At 69.0% G+C, this 18,423-nt stretch carries 11 protein-coding genes; 4 read left to right on the top strand and 7 right to left on the bottom strand.

Annotated features, from left to right (window positions below):
• Window positions 1–102: 102 nt before the first annotated feature.
• Window positions 103–954, top strand: coding sequence for a helix-turn-helix transcriptional regulator (locus AC5ZH6_RS11815; protein ID WP_288337960.1), 852 nt, complete (start codon window positions 103–105; stop codon window positions 952–954).
• A 112-nt stretch (window positions 955–1,066) separates the two neighbouring features.
• The gene (locus AC5ZH6_RS11810) at window positions 1,067–2,293 is read left to right on the top strand and encodes an MFS transporter (RefSeq protein ID WP_496169048.1); all 1,227 of its coding nucleotides are present in this window, start codon (window positions 1,067–1,069) and stop codon (window positions 2,291–2,293) included.
• Here the strand turns inward: AC5ZH6_RS11810 and AC5ZH6_RS11805 are convergent.
• From AC5ZH6_RS11805 to aspS, 7 genes are all read right to left on the bottom strand, one after another.
• Complete coding sequence (locus tag AC5ZH6_RS11805; RefSeq protein ID WP_288337957.1) at window positions 2,274–3,713, bottom strand: MFS transporter; 1,440 nt, start codon at window positions 3,711–3,713, stop codon at window positions 2,274–2,276. The genes AC5ZH6_RS11810 and AC5ZH6_RS11805 overlap by 20 nt on opposite strands.
• Before the next feature lie 87 nt (window positions 3,714–3,800).
• The gene (locus AC5ZH6_RS11800) at window positions 3,801–5,186 is read right to left on the bottom strand and encodes a replication-associated recombination protein A (protein WP_288337955.1); all 1,386 of its coding nucleotides are present in this window, start codon (window positions 5,184–5,186) and stop codon (window positions 3,801–3,803) included.
• 7 nt (window positions 5,187–5,193) lie between these two features.
• Window positions 5,194–6,366: a hypothetical protein gene (locus AC5ZH6_RS11795; protein WP_288337953.1), complete on the bottom strand. Its 1,173-nt coding sequence runs from the start codon at window positions 6,364–6,366 to the stop codon at window positions 5,194–5,196.
• A 112-nt stretch (window positions 6,367–6,478) separates the two neighbouring features.
• Entirely contained in the window at window positions 6,479–7,447 is a 969-nt protein-coding gene (locus AC5ZH6_RS11790; protein ID WP_288438483.1) for a transglutaminase family protein, read from the bottom strand.
• On the bottom strand, window positions 7,444–10,200 hold the full coding sequence (locus AC5ZH6_RS11785) for a circularly permuted type 2 ATP-grasp protein (RefSeq protein WP_288337950.1): 2,757 nt from the start codon (window positions 10,198–10,200) through the stop codon (window positions 7,444–7,446). Before AC5ZH6_RS11785 ends, AC5ZH6_RS11790 begins: the two co-directional genes overlap by 4 nt.
• Window positions 10,197–13,694 (bottom strand): transglutaminase family protein, encoded by a 3,498-nt coding sequence (locus AC5ZH6_RS11780; RefSeq protein WP_014359900.1) that lies wholly within the window; start codon window positions 13,692–13,694, stop codon window positions 10,197–10,199. Before AC5ZH6_RS11780 ends, AC5ZH6_RS11785 begins: the two co-directional genes overlap by 4 nt.
• 172 nt (window positions 13,695–13,866) lie before the next feature.
• Window positions 13,867–15,705, bottom strand: coding sequence for an aspartate--tRNA ligase (gene aspS, locus AC5ZH6_RS11775; RefSeq protein ID WP_020171435.1), 1,839 nt, complete (start codon window positions 15,703–15,705; stop codon window positions 13,867–13,869).
• Between the two features lie 181 nt (window positions 15,706–15,886).
• Between aspS and ypfJ the strand changes: the two genes are divergently transcribed.
• Together ypfJ and AC5ZH6_RS11765 are read left to right on the top strand one after the other, a co-directional pair.
• A complete protein-coding gene (gene ypfJ, locus AC5ZH6_RS11770; protein ID WP_006370229.1) occupies window positions 15,887–16,759 on the top strand; it encodes a KPN_02809 family neutral zinc metallopeptidase in 873 nt (290 codons plus the stop codon).
• On the top strand, window positions 16,759–18,414 hold the full coding sequence (locus tag AC5ZH6_RS11765) for a DUF885 domain-containing protein (RefSeq protein WP_496169046.1): 1,656 nt from the start codon (window positions 16,759–16,761) through the stop codon (window positions 18,412–18,414). Before ypfJ ends, AC5ZH6_RS11765 begins: the two co-directional genes overlap by 1 nt.
• Window positions 18,415–18,423: the final 9 nt, after the last annotated feature.

Here is an 18,423-nt window from a genome sequence, read left to right as displayed (position 1 = left end):
GGCACCATCGGCTCGACACCACGCCACCGTCACCGTCGGCTGATCGCTTCCTGTCACCGCCAGGGGCAGGAACAATCCGCGTCACGCGGTCACCATGGAGTCATGACCAACGCATCACTGCCCGCCGACCAGCTCGCGGACTTCTTGCGCTCTCGGCGTGCCGCGGTCGCGCCGGATGATGTCGGGATGGTGACGCACGGCTTCCGCCGCGTGCCGGGCCTGCGACGAGAGGAACTCGCCGAACTCGCCGGCGTCTCACTCACGTACTACACCCGCCTCGAGCAGGGCGCGGCGACCAATCCGTCGACCCAGGTACTCGACGCACTCGCGCGCGCTCTGCGGCTCGACGACACCGAGACGAGTCATCTCTATCGCCTGGCGGGAGCGGCCACGCCACCGACTCATCGTTCGCGGACACTTCGCCCGGGTCTGGCCACCCTGCTCGACGCAATGCCCGACGTCGCGGCGATGGCCCTGTCCCCGACCCAACACATCGTCGGCTGGAATCGCCTGGGGCACGCCGTCTTCGCCGGCCATCTCGATCCGTCGGCACCATACGGTCCGACGCCCCCGAACAAGGTCGCGATGTTGTTCAACGATCCGGCAACGCGTGTGCTCCATCGCGACTGGGAACATGAGGCGCGTCTGGCGGTGGCCTCCTTGCGGTTTGTCGTCGCTCCGCTGGCGACGCAGCCCGAGACCATCGAACTCATCGATGAATTGTCCTCTACCAGTAACGATTTCGCCCGAATCTGGGCACAGCACCCAGTGCAGGCGTGTTCGAGTGGAATCAAGTACTTCAACCACCCCGTGGTGGGTGCGCTGGAATTGCGCTACGAGATGCTGCACCTGCCCGAGGACCACGGTTACCGGCTGATCCTGATGCACGCCGTCCCGGGTTCCGCCGACGATGACGCACTTCGCATGCTCGCCAGCGCCACTCACCCGGGATAGCACCGGCCCAACTCGCTCATACCCGCGCGGCCATCACCGACCGCGTACTCACTTGTCGCGTCGTGCGCCGCTCATGGCACCACGCGTTCCCGATGGTTCAGGAGACACACTTATGTCCGACCTCACCGACCACCACATCAATCAGGTGGCCAACGAGCATCTAATGCCCGAGTCACACAACCATTCCCACTCCCCCGAACCTCGACATCCGGGCGCGGCGCTGGCGGCGCTGGCACTCGGCGGCTTCGGCGTCGGTTTGACCGAGTTCATCATCTCGGGTCTGCTCACCGACGTCGCCGACGACCTGCGCGTCAGCGTGCCCACCGCGGGCGCACTCATCTGGTCGTATGCCCTTGCGGTGGCAGTGGGCGCCTTCACCGTCACCGCCCTTCTGAGCCGACGCCCACCCAAGGCCGCACTTCTATTGTTGCTGGGCTTCTTCATCGCAGGCAGTGTGCTCACCGCACTGGCACCGACGTTCCCGATCGCGGTACTCGGCCGTGTCCTCACCGCCATGTGCCACGGAGGCTACTTCGGCATCGGTGCCGTCCTGGCCGCCGAACTCGTCCGCCCGGACCGCAAGGCCCGCGCCATCGCGGTGATGTTCGGCGGACTGACCCTGGCGAATGTGGTCGGCGTGCCGTTCGGCACGGTGGTCGGGCAACACTTCGGATGGCGGGCTGCGTTCTGGGTGGTCGGCATCGTTGGTGTGCTTGCCCTGCTCGCCATTCTCACGCTGGTGCCCGCGCGGCCCGCACCACCGGTGACTTCGGGTTCGTCATACCGTGTGCTGGCGCGTCCCCAGGTGATCGCGTCGATCCTGCTGACGATGACCCTCTTCGGCGGCCTCTTCGGTGCGTTCATCTATATCGAACCGCTGGTCACCCACGTCACCGGCTATTCGGATTCGGCGGTGCCGTGGCTGTTGGTGCTGTTCGGTGCCGGACTGTGCGTCGGCAACGCCGTGGGCGGGTGGGGCGCCGACCGCTCCCTGACCGTGACGTTGCGTGTGCTGTCCGTGTCGCTCACGATCACCCTCACCGTCTACGCGCTCATCGTGCCCTGGCCGATACCGGTCGCGATCCTGCTGTTCGTGATGGGGCTCGTCGGTTTCGCGACCAGTCCAACACTGCAATTGCGGGTGATGCGCAGCGCACCCGACGCACCGACGATGGCGTCGGCGGCCAACATCGCGGCCTTCAACGTCGGCAACGCGATCGGCACCTTCCTCGGCGGACTCACCATCGGCGCGGGCCTGGGTTGGGTGTCGCCGGTGTGGGTTGGCGTCGGAATGGCTTCCGTGGCAACCGTGCTCACCTTCACCGTTCGAAATCCGTGAGAACCATCCCACGTCGCCGGGGCATCGCGAACGACACCACCGCGCCGACGACCAGCAACGCCACCATCGCGGTCATCGACGCCCGGTATCCGGCGTCCATGGACGTCGCAGAGGTGAAGATCGTCCCTATCGCCGCGGCACCCACCGCGACCGACAATGCCTGCACGGTGTTGAACACCCCGGACGCGGCACCCGCGCGGTGTACCGGAACCTCGTCGAGCACCAACAGTCCTGCCGACCCGACAACGAGCCCGAAACCGGCCCCGGCCAGGACCAGGGCCGGCGCCAACCACCAAAAGGGATCGTCGGTGCGTGCCACGAGCATCATCGTGACCACGCCGACGGCGAAGACCACTGCGCCGCATCGCAGCACCGATGCCCCGAAACGGGGTGCCAGGACTGTCGCCGACAGGCCTGCGGCGACGAACACCGTCACCGAGAAGGGCAGCCACATCAGGCCGGTGCGCAGCACCGAAAAACCGAACGCAGATTGCACGTAGAGCGACTGGACCAGGAAGAAACCGCCGGTCGGCACCATGAAGGCGGCGAATGCCGCGAGTCCGGCGGTGAACGACCGCGTGGCGAACACCGCCGGAGGCACCATCGGCTCCACACCGCGCCGCGCCGAAGACCACTGCCGACGGCCGAATCCGGCCAACAAACCCGCCCCAAGCGCCATACATCCGAATCCCCATGCAGGCCAGCCATGTTCGGGACCCACGGTGATCGGAACCATCAGGCTCGCCAACCCCGCGCCGAGCAGCACCGCCGATGTGACGACGATCGGGGCGGGCACCTGCGCCTTGGACTCCGGGAGAAACGCGCGAGCGGCCAGGATCGCCAGGACGGCGATCGGGACATTGATGAGGAAGATCGGCCGCCACGACATCCCCCACCAGTCACCCGCGGTGATGACGCCACCGAGCAGCGGGCCCGCCACGGCGGCCAACCCGATCACGGAGGTGAACATCCCCATGGCGGTACCCCGCTGTGCGGGCGGATACAACACCTGGATGCAGGTGAGCACCTGCGGAACCATCAGGGCCGCGGCGAGTCCCTGAAGGAATCGGAAGGCGACCAGAGACGCCGGATCGGCGGCGAGGCCGCACGCCAACGACGCGGCACCGAAGGCGGCCAACCCGACCACGAACATCCGGCGACGCCCGTACCGATCGCCGAGTCGCGCACCGAGCACCAGGCCCGACGCGTACGCCAGCGGGTACCCGGCGGCAATCCACTGCAACGCCGCCGCGGACAGCCCGAGATCGGACTGCATTGTCCGCAGCGCGACGTTGACCACGGTGGCGTCCATCAGTTCCATGAACGACGCGGTCAACAGGCACAGCAACGCCACGGTGCGGGCACGGGCGCTCAAGGCAGGTGGGTCCTGCACTCCCCCAAGGGTTTCGGTGATCGACATCGCGGGTGTTCCTTCGGCTCGTCTCGGTGGGGAGATCCCCTGTGACGACGACGGTAGGAACCATTGCGGTCAGAACCGGTCCGCGAATCAGCGTCGCTTCGAGGTTGCCCGCCGAATGATCGATCGCAATTTGCCCACCCGCGGCCCGATTTCGCGCTCGAAACCGTGGTCGGTCGGCTGGTAGTAGTCGACGCCGACCAGCTCGTCCGGCGGATACTGTTGCGGCACAACTCCATCGGGGTCATCGTGCGGATAGCGGTAACCGACGCCGCTGCCGATCTTCTTCGCGCCGGCGTAGTGGCTGTCCCGCAGATGAGGCGGCACTGCGCCGGCCTTACCGGCCTCGACGTCGGCCAGCGCGGCTCCGATCGCGCCGACGACGCCCGCCGACTTCGGAGCGGTCGCGAGATGGATGGTGGCTTGCGTCAGAGCCAATTTCGCCTCGGGCATACCGACCAGGGCGACCACCTGCGCGGCGGCGACGGCGGTCTGCAGGGCCATCGGGTCGGCCATCCCGATGTCCTCGCTGGCGTGGATCATCAACCGCCGCGCGATGAATCGCGGGTCCTCCCCCGCGGCGATCATCCGCGCCAGATAGTGCAGCGCGGCGTCGACGTCGGACCCGCGAATGGACTTGATGAACGCCGAGGTCACGTCGTAGTGCTGGTCGCCGTCGCGGTCGTAGCGCACCGCGGCCTTGTCGATGGCCGCTTCCACGTCGGCGAGATCCACCGCCGGGATCTCGCTCGCGTCGCCCTGCGCATCGGGATCGGACCGATCCTGGGACACGACGTCGGCGGCGGCCTCCAGGGCGGTCAGGGCACGTCGGGCGTCGCCACCGGCAACGGCGACGAGGTGATCGTAGGCGGCGTCGGTCACGCGAACCGCCCCGCCGAGTCCGCGCTCGTCGGTGACCGCCCGACGGAGCACCTCGCGGATGTCGTCGTCGGTCAACGACCGCAACCGCAGCACCAGCGAACGCGACAGCAGCGGCGAGACCACCGAGAACGACGGATTCTCCGTCGTGGCAGCCACCAGCAACACGATCCGGTTCTCGACGGCGTCGAGCAACGCGTCCTGCTGGGTTTTGGAGAAGCGATGGACCTCGTCGATGAACAAAACCGTCTGCTCGCCGTCGACGAGTCGTCGGCGGGCCACCTCGATGACCGCCCGTACCTCCTTGACCCCGGCCGACAGCGCCGACAGCGCCTCGAACCGCCCGCCGGCCGCGGTGGAGATCAGCGACGCCATGGTGGTCTTGCCGGTGCCCGGTGGGCCGTAGAGCAGGACCGACGCCGCACCGGAACCGTTGATGAGCCGACGCAACGGCGACCCCGAACCCAACAGATGGGTCTGCCCGATGATCTCGTCGAGTGAGCGGGGCCGCATCCGGACGGCGAGCGGTGCCGAGACGCCGACGGCGGGGCCGCTGCTGGGTGACGCGGGATCGGGAGTGTCGAAAAGTCCGTTCATTCCCGCGTCAGGACAGCCAGACCCGGTGCAACGCAACGCCGATCGCGGCGGCGAAATCGGCGACGTCGGCGTCGACCGACCGCGCCGACGCGGCCAGATCCGACCACCTCGCGACGATCACGCGCGGATCGTTGGAATGCAGCGCCCAGTCGTGCGCGTGGTCGGCGGTCGCGAACTCCTGCAGTGCTGCCGAGTCCGCCGATGTGAGGTCGGCATCCTCCTCCGGCAGCAACCACACCGTCGACAGCCACGCCCACAGCAGCCGGGCGATGACCAGCTTGCGCTGTAGATCGCCGTCGCGGCGCAGCGCCGGCCAGATGGTGTGCACCTCCGAACGCCACGCGTCGACCATCGCGGTCTCGAGTTGGTCGCGACGTTCGAGCGCATGCGGGCCGAGTTGCGCCGGAAAGGTCACCAGCGCGTAGGCGATATCGAGGGTCGCGTCACGGAACCCGCCCCACTCGTAGTCCATGAACTGCACGCCGGCCTCGTTGAGCAGGATGTTCTCCGGACCGACATCCGACGGGCTGAACGCACGATGATCGCCCTCGTCGAACAGGGTGCACGCCCCCTCGAGCGCGGAGACGACCGCGCAACCCATCTCCACCCCGAGGTCGGCGGCTCGCGAGCGTGCGATCCGGACCGCGCGTCGGGCCTCCTCGCCGAGCAGGTCGCGCCCCTCGGTCCCCGAGGGCCCGCGGCGGACCAATGCGTCGAAGTCGACCTCGCCGCCGACCGTGGCCGCGTGCATGCGACCGAGCGCCTGACCCCACGCGCTCACCGCACGGGAGATCTCGACGACGTCGACACCACCGAGCAGGGTGGTCATCGCGTTGCCGCGGCCGAGATCGGAGAGCACCATGAGCCGCGCGTCCGGGTCGGAGGCGATCAGCTGGGGCCCCGGTCGGGACTCGATGGGCAGTGCCGTCGCGTACTTGTACGACGCGATCTCGCGGTGGAACGCGTGCGGATCCTCGTGCTCGGGGAGCGCTTTGATGACGAGGGTGCGGTCCATCGACAGGGGGTTCTGGGCGACGCGTACGCGCACCACGATGGTGCGCCCGCTTCCTCCGAGATCCTCCGGTTCGGCGAGCACGACCGGCGAACCGGCTCGATGCGACAACAGGGCCTCTGCGGCACGCACCACGCTGGTGATGCGGCTTTCTGTGATGACCGTCATGGCATCCTCCACGGTACCGAATGCCACCGACAGTCGTCACCGGCCGTTGGGGTTTCGTGACCGATCGGAGGACATCCGAGCGCGCACGCGGGGTACCCGGCCTCGGCGAACCTCACGCGGATCCGGTGTCGGCGGCGACGTCCGGCCGGACCGGGGCCGGCGGCGCGTCGGAGTCCGCGTCGAGCGGACTGACGTCGACCGATACCTTGATCTCGCTGCGCGTGGCATCGGTGTAGATGACCCCACGCAGAGGCGGCACGTCGTCGTAGTCGCGACCCCAGGCGACGGTGACATGCCGTTCGTCGACGAGTTTGTCGTTGGTCGGATCAAAAGGCAGCCAGCGACCGTCGGGGAGCCAGACCGCCGCCCACGCGTGGCTGGCGTCGGCACCGAAGATGCGTTCGCGCCCCGGGGGCGGATCGGTCGCAAGATACCCCGATTCGTAGCGGCCGCCGAGCCCGACCGAGCGCAAGGCGGCGATGGCCACCCGGGCGAAGTCCTGGCACACGCCTTCGCGTCGGGACATGACGGTGTCGACGCGGGTGCTGATCGCCGTCGACCCCGATTTGTAGGTGAAGTCACGGTAGATACGGGTCGTCAGGTCGGTCACCGCCTCGATCAGCGGCCGGTCGGGGGTGAACACGGTGGCCGCGTACTCGGTGACCGCCTCGGTGATCTCCGGCGGATCGAGATCGAGGGTGAACTCTGTCGCCAGTTGCGGGCCGAGGGCCGCCGGACGGGCCTGCTCCCAGGGCACCCGCGCCGCCGGGCTGACGATCAGACCCGGGTCGATCGGGTCGACCTCGACGTCCGAGGTCCCGGTCACCACCAGTTCGGTGTGCGGGGTGTGGACGTGGAAGTAGGTGTCGGTGTTGCCGTACACGTCCAGCCCGGTCGAGCGGTCGTCCGGTTCGGGGTCGACGCTCACGTCGTTGCGCAGAACCCGCTGGTGCGGCAGATCGCGCGGGATGAGGTAGCACCGCCCGTACGACGAGGAGACCTCCGCGTCGTAGGTGTAGACGGTGCGGTGGGTCACGCGGTAGCGACGAGTCGTCGGCGCGCCGGGTTGCGGGCTGGTCACGTGTCACCCCTCCCGAAGCCCCAGATGGGCTGTGCCGGGCGTGGCAGCGCGAACCTGCTGCGGGCCAGCACCTCCGACAATTCGCGTGAACCCTCGCGCAGCGTGGTCATCAATTCGACCAGGTCACTGCGCCTGCCGTCGTCACCGACGGCGCCGAGATCGGCGGGATCGATACGTCGCAGCTCGGCGGTCATCTCCTCGACGAGACGTTCGGCCGCCGCCGACCGCAAGGCGTCGGGCAGGCCGGCCAGGTCGGCGCGCATGCGGTCGAGCTGGTAGATCATCGCGCGCGGATTGGTCTCGTCGAACAGCAACAACTGCGCCACCGGGAGTATTCGGTAGAGGCCACGGCTGCGCCTGCGGTAGATCACCGCCGACTCACCGGCGATCAGATAGGACTCCAACAACGCCTGCTCGACGGCGGTCTCGTGGGGTGTCTCGAAGAGCGCCCCGGTCAGATCGGCGAGGGTGATGACCCGTTCGATCCGACGTCCGACGTCCATGAACAGCCAGGCCGCGTCGTGGACCATCGACTCGGCCTGTAACCCGACCAGCCCCAGCACCCCGTGCATGATGTCCTCATGCGTGCGGGCCAGGTCGGGGCCGAGATCCAGCGACGCATCGCCGAAGATGCCCGCGGTGCGCGCGCCGGTGGTCTGGTCGACCTCGGCGGACCTGGCCACCTGCCGGGCCAGCGATTCCACCGCCCGTTCCATCGACGTCAGCACCATCCAGGTACTCGTCGACATCTGATCGCGCACCGCGCGGGCCGCCGCGACGAGCCGGTCCACGGCGAAGGCCACGGTGCCCGGCACCGTCGCGTCGACGGTCAGTTCGACGATGCGCATGATCGCTGCGTTGACCTGCTCGGGCGAGCGCTGGCCGTCGTCGACCAGAAGGTCGGCGGTGTGCAGGTGCTCGGCGGTTCCGGTGATCGTCGCCACCGCGTGCAGGAACAGCGGAACCGCCGAGGTGCCCTGCATCCACGGCCGGTACTGGAAGTCCTGGCATCGTTCGCGAGCGACCTTCGTCAGGCGTGTCACCAGTTCGGTCCGCTCGCCGTAGCGGCCGAACCAGAACATGTCGGAGAGCACGCGCGGGCTCGCCGCGACGGCGGTGTCGACGTACTCGGCCGCCGACGGGCGCGGCGAGCGGATCTCGATGACCTCCTCGGCCGGCTCCCCGCGCGTTTCCGAACGACGCGAGACATGACCGCCGACCTCCGGGTTGGTCACCCACACATCCTTGGCGGCCACGGTCTGCAGTGCCGCCCCGCCCACGCCGTCGGCCAGCACCGACCCGAGTCCGCCGGGCATCACCGCATACGTCGGGCCCTGCGCGACGCTGAAGGCACGCACCGAGACCGGCGCGGCGCGCACCGCACCCGGACGCCCGGTCCCGCCGGGGGTGATGGTCGGCGCCACCGAGTATGCCTCCAGCGAGCGCGCGACCCACTCCGCGCCGTGCGCGGTGATGCGGCGCGCGAGGTCGTCGCGGGTACGCACATCGGTGAGGGGGCCGACGAACTCCTCGCCGGTGCGCACGTTGGTGACCGACAGGTCGGCGAGTTCGGCGAGCACCTTGGATCGCTGGAGCTCCTCACCCGCCCAGAACGTGGGTATCGACCCGAGCGCCAACTCCTCGTCGAGCAGCACCGGCGCGGCCGCCTCGAGCACCGTGTGCAGGGCGGGGTTCTCGCAGACACCGCTGCCGAGGGTGTTGACCACGGTCACCGTGCCGCGCGAGATCGCCTCGACGAGACCGGCGACGCCGAGACGTGAATCGGTGCGCAGGTCGAGTGGATCGCAGTATGCGGCGTCGATGCGGCGCAGCAACACGTCGACGCGTTTGAAGCGGCCCAGCGAACGCATGTAGACCGCACCGTCACGCACGGTCAGATCGGCGCCCTCCACCAGCGGGAAGCCGAGCATCGACGCGAGATACGCCTGGTCGAAGGCGGTTTCGGACATGCTGCCGGGGCTGAGCACGGCCACCGTCGGGTCGTCGACCCCGGGCGGTGCGTAGTCGAACAGCGCCAAGCGCAGCGTTCCGGCGAAGGTCGCCATGGGGCGCGGGGCACACGACTGGAACAGCTGCGGGAAGGTCCGGGAGACCAGTCGACGGTCGACGGTGGCATAACCGATGCCCGACGGCGCCTGCGTGCGATCGGCGTGGGCGACGAAACGTCCGTCGCTGCGCCGGACGAGATCGATGGCATGCAGGAACAGCGCATGCGGACCGGCAACCTCCAGACGTGCGGCCTTGCGGACGTATCCGGGATGGGCGAAGACCATCTCGGGGGGAATCAGCCCGGAGGTGATCAGTCGCTGGTCGCGGTAGAGGTCACGCAGGATCAGGTCCAGCAGCATCGACCGCTGGGTGATCGCCTTCTCCAGCGCCGCCCACTCGACGCCGTCGATGATCAGCGGGACGGCATCGACCGACCACGGTCGGGCGACGGTCGTGCTGCCCTGCACGGCGTTGTAGACCACGCCCTCGTCCCGGGTCGCCGACGCCAGGCGGGCGGCGGCGGTCCGCAGCCGCTCGTCACCGCGCATGCCGTAGCCGGCCACCAGCTCGTCCCAGGCCGGGCGCACCGCGCCTCCGACGTCGAGCATCTCGTCATGGTGGACGGGGCCGGCAGCGGCGCGCAGGACCCCCTCGTCGATCTGCGCGAGATCGAACAGCGCGTAGCCGTCGGAGCGATACCTGTCGAACACCGCGGGCAGTGGGCCACCCGCAGAATCGGTCACCGGAGAACTGTACGTGCCCGACGTAGGTCAAGGATCGCCGGGACCCCGGCGTCGATCGCGGCGCGCGCCAACCGTTCCCGCAACAGGCCGGTGTCGAGGGTGCCGGTCGTGTGTCCGGTGGCCTCGAACCGGCCGTTACGACGCGATTCGGCCTCGACCGCGTTCACCGGCGGCCGCTCGTAGGCGCGCCCGCCCGGATGCACCACGTGATAGGTGGCACCGCCGACCGACCGTCCGTTGACGGTGTCGACGAAATCGAAGGTCAGCGGGGTGTCGATGCTGATCGTCGGATGCAGCGCACTCGGCGGTTGCCAGGCCCGGAACCGGATACCGGCCACCCGTTCGCCGGCCCGGCCGGTCCCACGCAACGGAACCGGGAAACCGTTGCAGGTCAACACGTATCGATCGTCGTCGCCACCGGCGACGCGTACCTGAACCCGTTCGATCGAGGAGTCCACATAGCGTGCGGTGCCGGTGCCGGTGGCCTCCTCACCGAGGGTGTTCCACGGCTCGATCGCACCCCGCAGTTCGATCTCCTGATCGCGGATCTGTACCGTCCCGAGCCGCGGGAAACGAAACTCGGTGAACGGGTCGAGCCACGCCGTGTCGAACGGATACCCGGCCTCGCGCAGTTCCTCGGCCACCGACGCGATGTCGGCGATGATGTAGTGCGGCAACAGGTATTTGCCGTGCAGATCGGCGCCGTGCCGGATCAGCCGCGCCCGATAGGGCTGCTCCCAGAACCACGACACCAGCGAGCGCACCAGCAACGACTGCACCATCGCCATCCGGTGATGCGGGGGCATCTCGAACCCGCGCAGTTCCAACAGCCCGAGCCGGCCGCGCGCCGAGTCGGGACTGTAGAGCTTGTCGATGCAGAACTCGGCGCGGTGGGTGTTGCCGGTGATGTCGGTGAGCAGATGACGCAGGGCGCGGTCGGTCACCCACGGATTCGGCGCGACCCCGACCGTCGGCGCGTGCGGCTCCCCCTTGGCGTGCTTGACCGCGACCGGTGTCTTCTCGGCGAGCCGGTCGATCTCGGCGAAGGCGATCTCGAGTTCGTAGAGCGCCGATTCGCGGCCCTCGTCGGCCCGCGGCGCCTGGGAGGTGGTGCCGATGAACTTGCCGCTGAACAGATACGACAGCGCCGGATGGCGCTGCCAGTAGGTCAGCATCGACACCAGCAGGTCCGGGCGCCGCAACAACGGCGAGTCGGCAGGCGTGGGACCGCCGAGCGTGATGTGGTTGCCGCCGCCGGTACCGCCGTGCGAGCCGTCGAGGTCGAAGGTCTCGGTACCGAGCCGGGCGCGGCGGGCGTGATCGTAGAGCGACTCCAACAGCTCCGACTGTTCGGCGAAACTCGACGTCGGCTGGATGTTGACCTCGATGACGCCCGGATCGGGGGTGACGGTCAGCGTGGTCAGACGCGGGTCGGCGGGCGGGCCGTATCCCTCGATGACCACGGCGGTACCGGTCGCCTCGGCGGCGTCGGCGATCATCTCGATGATCGCGAGGTACTCCTCGAGTGCCGCCGTCGGCGGGATGAACACGAACAGGGTCTCCCCGCGCTGTTCGGCCACCACCGCGGTCCGCGGCACGAACTGCGTCGGGTCCATCTCCAGCACGGTGAAGCCCAGATCGTCGGAGGCCTTGTCGGGCAACGCGTCATGAGGCGCCGACGGATCGGACACGAACACCGCGGGAGCCGGCCCCCACGACAGCGAGTTCAGCGGCAACCGCAGTCCCGCCGGGGAGGTGCCCGCGGTCAGGACCAGACGGCCGCGGCGGGTGGTCCATCGTGCGCTGTGCCAGGCGGTCTCGTCCTCGGATCGGCTCAACGGCAACACATATGCCGTCGGGTGCACGACGTTGGCATCGAGGCGGTCGAGCAGTTCCCGACGCGCGGCGGTCGAGTCGGCGGGCGGTTCGAGGTCGACGTCGGGATCGTCGATCTCGACGGCGGCCTCGGCCCGCGCGAATGCGCGTGCGGCCGGCGTGGTGGGGTCGGCTCCCGGGTCACCCGGTGGCAGCGCGGCGAGTTCGCGCATCCGGACCAACGGGTCCTCGAAGGCCGGCATCACCTGCGAGGAGGGCACACCCAGGCGAGAAGCGAAGGTCTGCAACAACTTCTGGGCGCGCTCGGCACCCTCGGCGGTGGGCACCGGTCCCGCGGTCTCGATGGCGATGGACTCGGCGGCGCGCGCCGGATTCGACCACGGGTCGGCGAGCAATTCCGGCCGGGTCCAGATCGGCCGGCCGTCGGCGCGCCACATGATCGCGATCTGCCAGCGCGGCAAGGGCTCCCCGGGATACCACTTGCCCTGGCTGCGCTGGACCAGTCCGGTCGGGGCGTAGTCGCGGTGCAGGCGCTCGGCGAGGTCGGAGGCGAGCAGTCGTTTGTGCGGGCCGTCGGCGGCGGTCGTCCACTCCGGGTCGGTCTGGTTGTCGATGGAGACGAAGGTCGGTTCGCCGCCCATGGTGAGCCGGACGTCGTTCTCCGCCATCGTCGCGTCCACGCGGGCGCCGAGTTCGCAGACGCGATCCCACTGGGAAGCCGTGTAGGGCAACGTGACCCGTGGGTCCTCGTGGAATCGGGTGACCGTGTTGGAGAAGTCCAGGGTGGCGTGGCAGGGACCGGTCGATCCGGTGATGGGTGCGGCGGCACCGGGACTCGGGGTCGCCGCGAGCGGGATGTGTCCCTCCCCCGCGAACAGTCCCGACGTCGGGTCCATGCCGACCCATCCGGCGCCGGGTAGGTACACCTCGGTCCACGCGTGCAGATCGGTGAAATCGGCGTCGGGGCCCGATGGTCCGTCCAGGGACCGGATGTCGGAGGTCAACTGGACGAGGTAGCCGGAGACGAAACGCGCCGCGAGGCCCAGCTCGCGCAACAGGGCCACGAGCAACCACGCCGAATCACGACAGGATCCGATCGCACTGGACAGCGTGTACTCGGGGCTCTGCACACCCTGCTCGAGACGCACCGTGTACCCGACGGCCTGCTGCACCGCCTGATTCAGCCCGACGAGGAAATCGATCACCCGAATCCTCGACGTCGGCCGGTGCGCGGCGGCGAACTCGGCGATCGCCGGATGCACGGGCGCACCGGCGAATTCGCCCTCGATGACCCCGACCGGACGTAGGTAGGCCTCGAGGTCCTCCTTCAGATCGTCGGGGTAATCGAACCCGTAATGCTCGGCCCAGTCCTCGATGAAGAAGTCGAACGGGTTGATCGCCGTCAGGTCGGCGAGCAGGCTGACGGTGATCGTCAGCGACGTCGACGGCTCCGGGAACACCAGTCGCGCAAGGTAATTGCTGAACGCATCCTGCTGCCAGTTGAGGAAGTGCTCACCCGGTTCGACCTTCAGCGAATAGGCCTCGATCGGGGTGCGCGAATGCGGTGCGGGCCGGAGCCGGACCACGTGCGGGAAGATCTTCACCGGCCGGTCGAAGGCGTAGCTCGTGCGATGTTCCAGCGCGACCTTGATGGTCACAGCAGCCCACCTACCTTTCACGTCACCTCGGCGCGGGTGCGGGCGCCACAGGTGTCGGTGAACCGCGGGTCCCGCCTGCGGAAAATCACATCACAGATGTGACCCGTGCGCCCGTCGTGCGATCGGGCTCACCCCGATGGCCACCCGGGGTGGGCGGCCATCGGGTGGGCGGTCAGGCGGTGGGCTCGGCCGACCCGGCAGCGGGGGCGTCGGGGCCCTTCTTCGGTGCCGGCTTGGCGTCGATACCCGACTCCTTGCGCTGCTGTGCGGTGATGGGCGCAGGCGCGTCGGTCAGCGGGTCGACGCCGCCACCGGATTTGGGGAAGGCGATGACCTCACGGATGGACGATTCACCCGCGAGCAGCGCGGTGATGCGATCCCAGCCGAAGGCGATCCCGCCGTGCGGCGGGGCGCCGTAGGCGAAGGCGTCGAGCAGGAAGCCGAACTTCTCCTGCGCCTCCTCGGGCCCGATGCCCATGATCTCGAAGACCCGTTCCTGCACGTCGCGGCGATGGATACGGATCGATCCGCCACCGATCTCGTTGCCGTTGCACACGATGTCGTAGGCGTAGGCCAGCGCCGCACCGGGATCGGATTCGAGGTGCTCCAACGATTCCGGGGTCGGCGAGGTGAAGGCGTGGTGCACGGCGGTCCAGGCTCCGGAGCCGACGGCGACGTCGCCCGCGGCACTCGCCTCGTCGGCCGGCTCGAACAGCGGCGCGTCGACGACCCAGGTGAATGCCCAGTCCGCGGTCGCGGGGTCGATCGGTTCACCCGCTGCCGGGATGAGTCCCAGTCGCATCGCGATCTCCGAGCGTGCGGCGCCGAGCAACGCTCGCTGCGCCTTCGCGGGCCCGGCGGCGAAGAACACGCAGTCGCCCGGCGCGGCCCCGACATGTGCTGCCAGACCGTCACGTTCGGCGTCGGAGAGGTTCTTGGCGACCGGTCCGCCGAGAGTGCCGTCGTCGTTGACGAGCACATAGGCCAGGCCCTTGGCCCCGCGTTGCTTGGCCCACTCCTGCCAGGCGTCGAGGGTGCGTCGCGGCTGCGAGGCTCCCCCGGGCATGACGACGGCGCCGACGTACGGCGCCTGGAACACGCGGAACGGGGTCTCGGAGAAGTACTCCGTGCATTCGACCAGTTCGATGTCGAAACGCAGGTCGGGTTTGTCGCTGCCGAAGCGACGCATCGCGTCGGCGTAGGTGATGCGCGGGATCGGTGTGGTCAGCTCCACCCCGATCAGCCGCCACAGCGCGACGAGGATCTCCTCGGCGAGGGCGATCACGTCGTCCTGATCGACGAAGCTCATCTCGACGTCGAGCTGGGTGAACTCCGGCTGACGGTCGGCGCGGAAGTCCTCGTCGCGGTAGCAGCGCGCGATCTGGAAGTACCGCTCCATACCCGCGACCATCAGCAACTGCTTGAACAGCTGTGGGCTCTGCGGGAGGGCGTAGAACGAACCCGGCTGCAGGCGTGCGGGCACGAGGAAGTCGCGGGCGCCCTCGGGGGTCGAGCGCGTCAGCGTCGGGGTCTCGATCTCGACGAAGTCGCGGGCGAGCAACACCCCGCGGGCGGCGGCGTTGACCTTCGAGCGCAGCCGCAGCGCCGATCCGGGACCCTCGCGGCGCAGGTCGAGGTACCGGTGGCGCAGGCGCGTCTCCTCGCCGGGGTTCTCGTCGAGCTGGAACGGCAACGGCGCCGCCTCGTTGAGCACCTCGAGTCGCGCGGCGTTGATCTCGATCTCACCCGACGGCAGATTGGGGTTCTCGCTGCCCTCGGGGCGCACCTCGACGACGCCGGTCACGGCGATGCAGTACTCGGCACGCAGCCGATGCGCGGCCGCGGCGACCGCCTCGTCCCGGAACACCACCTGCACGAGTCCGGAGCTGTCACGCAGATCGATGAACACCACGCCCCCGTGATCGCGGCGGCGGGCCACCCAGCCGGCGACGGTGACGGTCTGCGTGGCATCGGCGCGGCGCAGGGAACCGGCGAGATGTGTGCGGAGCACGAAGGTCCTTCCTCAAGGGTGGAGACGTCGAGATCGGTGGGCGCGTCGGCCCCTGACAATCGTAGGCGGCCACCGCACGCAGGCGGCCACCGCCCGGGCGGTTGTCGCGCACGGCTGCGGCGTCGGCGAGTCTCGAACTGTTCGACCCGATCCGGGTGGTTCGTCTCGTTACGCTGTGGCCATGACTTTTCAGGGCAGCGGGCCACTCGACACCGGGAACGTCTCCGGCGGGGGTGGCGGTGGCGGCGCCGGCCGGATCGCACTCGGCGGTGGTGCCGGACTGATCATCACCATCGTGGCGTTGTTGTTCGGGGTCAACCCGGGAGACATCATGGGCGGCGGCACCACCGGGACCGGGAGCTCCAACTCGGCCTCGTCGTCGGTGATCGACGAGCACATCCGGTCCTGCACCGTGGAGATGGCCAATCAGGGTGACGCGATCTGCCGGATCGTGGCCACCACCAACAGCCTCGACCACGTCTGGCCGACGCTGATGTCGAACTACACCCCACCCAAGACCACGATCTTCAGCGGGTCGGTGAACACCGCGTGTGGTGCGGCGACCTCGGCGACCGGCCCGTTCTACTGCCCCGCGGACAAGACCGCCTACTTCGACCCGGATTTCTTCGACACCCTCGTCCAGATGGGCGGCAGCAATGGCGCCCTCGCGCAGGAGTACGTCGTGGCCCACGAGTACGGCCATCACGTGCAGAACCTGACCGGGGCACTGCGCAAGGGACAGCAACTCGGCTCGCAGGGACCGTTGTCGGGATCGGTGCGCGTGGAACTGCAGGCCGACTGCCTGGCCGGGGTGTGGGCGCATCACGCCAGTGACGAGGGATACGACAACCGGCTGCAACAACTGACCCAACAGGATATCGCCGGGGTCATCCAGACCGCCAAGGCCATCGGTGACGACACCATCCAGGGCGCCAACTCCAACCCGGAGGGCTGGACGCACGGGTCGGCGCAGCAGCGCGCGCGATGGTTCACCATCGGCTATCAGGGCGGCGACCCCAAGCGCTGCGACACCTTCGCCACCAACGACCTGTGATGCCGTCCGCACGCACCAGCACCGCCGTCGACGCGATCGCCGACGCCCATCTGCGCACGATGGCCGCCGACGACCCGATCCTGGCCACCGAACTCGGGATCGATGATGCCGCGGCAGACCGGCTCACCGACTTCTCCCCCGACGCCGTCGCCACTCGCGCCGAGCACACCCGCGCGACGCTGGCCGCGCTGGGCGCCGCCGAGGTGTCCGACGACGTCGACCGGGTGACCGTCGCGACGATGACGGCGTCGCTGCGACGTGAGCTCGCACTCGCCGATGCGGGAGAACTGACCGGTGTCTGCAACGTCATCGCCTCTCCACTACAGGCGATCCGCGACATCTTCGATCTGATGGACACCGGTTCACCGGCGGCGCGTGAGACGATGGTGCGCCGGATCGCGGCGATCCCGGACGCGCTGACCACCGCGATCGCCGGCCTCGAACAACGACGCGCAGCCGGGCCGCCGTTCGCCCGCCGGCAGGTGGAACTCGTTGCCGCGCAGGCAGATCAGGCGCTTGCAGCGATCTCGGCGAACACCGGCTCCATCGTCGCCGACCCCGAACTGGCCGCCGACCTCGAATCCGCCACCGCCGCAGCGGGTTCGGCCTTCGCCGACTTCGCCGGGCACCTGCGCACCGGGGTGGCGCCCGACGCCGTCGACGACGATGCGGTCGGCCGTGACCGGTACCTGCTGCATCTGCCGCACTATCTCGGTGCCGACGCCGACCCCGAAGAGGCCTACGACTGGGGTCTGGATCATCTGCGGGAAATCGTCGCCGAACAGCAGGCCATCGCCGCGCAACTCGTACCCGGGGGGACGGTCGCCGACGCCCTGGCCGCACTCGATGCCGATGCGCGGTATCAGATCCACGACAAGCAGGCGTTCGTCGACTGGATGCAGGCGACCTCCGACGCCGCCGTCGACGGACTGGCCGGCACCCACTTCGAGATCCCGTCCCGGCTGACCAGGCTGGAATGCCGGCTCGCGCCGTCGTCGACCGGCATCATCTACTACACCCAGCCCGCCGCCGACCTGAGCCGGCCGGGCCGCATGTGGTGGGCGGTTCCCCCGGGGCAGACCGTGTTTCACACGTGGCAGGAGAAGACCACCGTCTACCACGAGGGAGTGCCCGGTCATCACCTCCAGCTGGGTTCGGCGATCGTCGACGATGATCTCAACTCGTGGCGCAAACTGGCGTCGTTCACCTCCGGGCACGGCGAGGGCTGGGCGCTCTACGCCGAACGCCTGATGGCCGAACTGGGCTGGCTCGACGACCCGGGCGACCGGATGGGCATGCTGGATTCGCAGCGGCTGCGCGCGGCGCGGGTGGTCGTCGACATCGGCGTGCACTGCCGATTGCGTGCCCCCGAGTCGGTCGGCGGCGGCATCTGGGACGCCGAGAAGGCCTGGACGTTTCTCACCTCGTCGGTGGCCATGGACCGGGCGGTGTTGCGTTTCGAGCTCGACCGCTACCTGGGCTGGCCCGGTCAGGCGCCGTCCTACGCACTGGGACAACGGGTCTGGGAACAGACCCGCAACGCCGCCCTCGCCGCGCATCCGGGGTGGACGCTCAAGGAGTTCCACACCCGCGCGCTGGCGCTCGGCGGGGTGAGCCTCGATGTCCTCGCCGAGCAGATGCGCCGAGCGGGTTGAGGCCGATCC

It is taken from the genome of Gordonia sp. YC-XJ4 (assembly GCF_059511865.1).
Note: the sequence above shows the minus strand (reverse complement) of the source record. Positions and strands in the feature narration are given on the sequence as shown.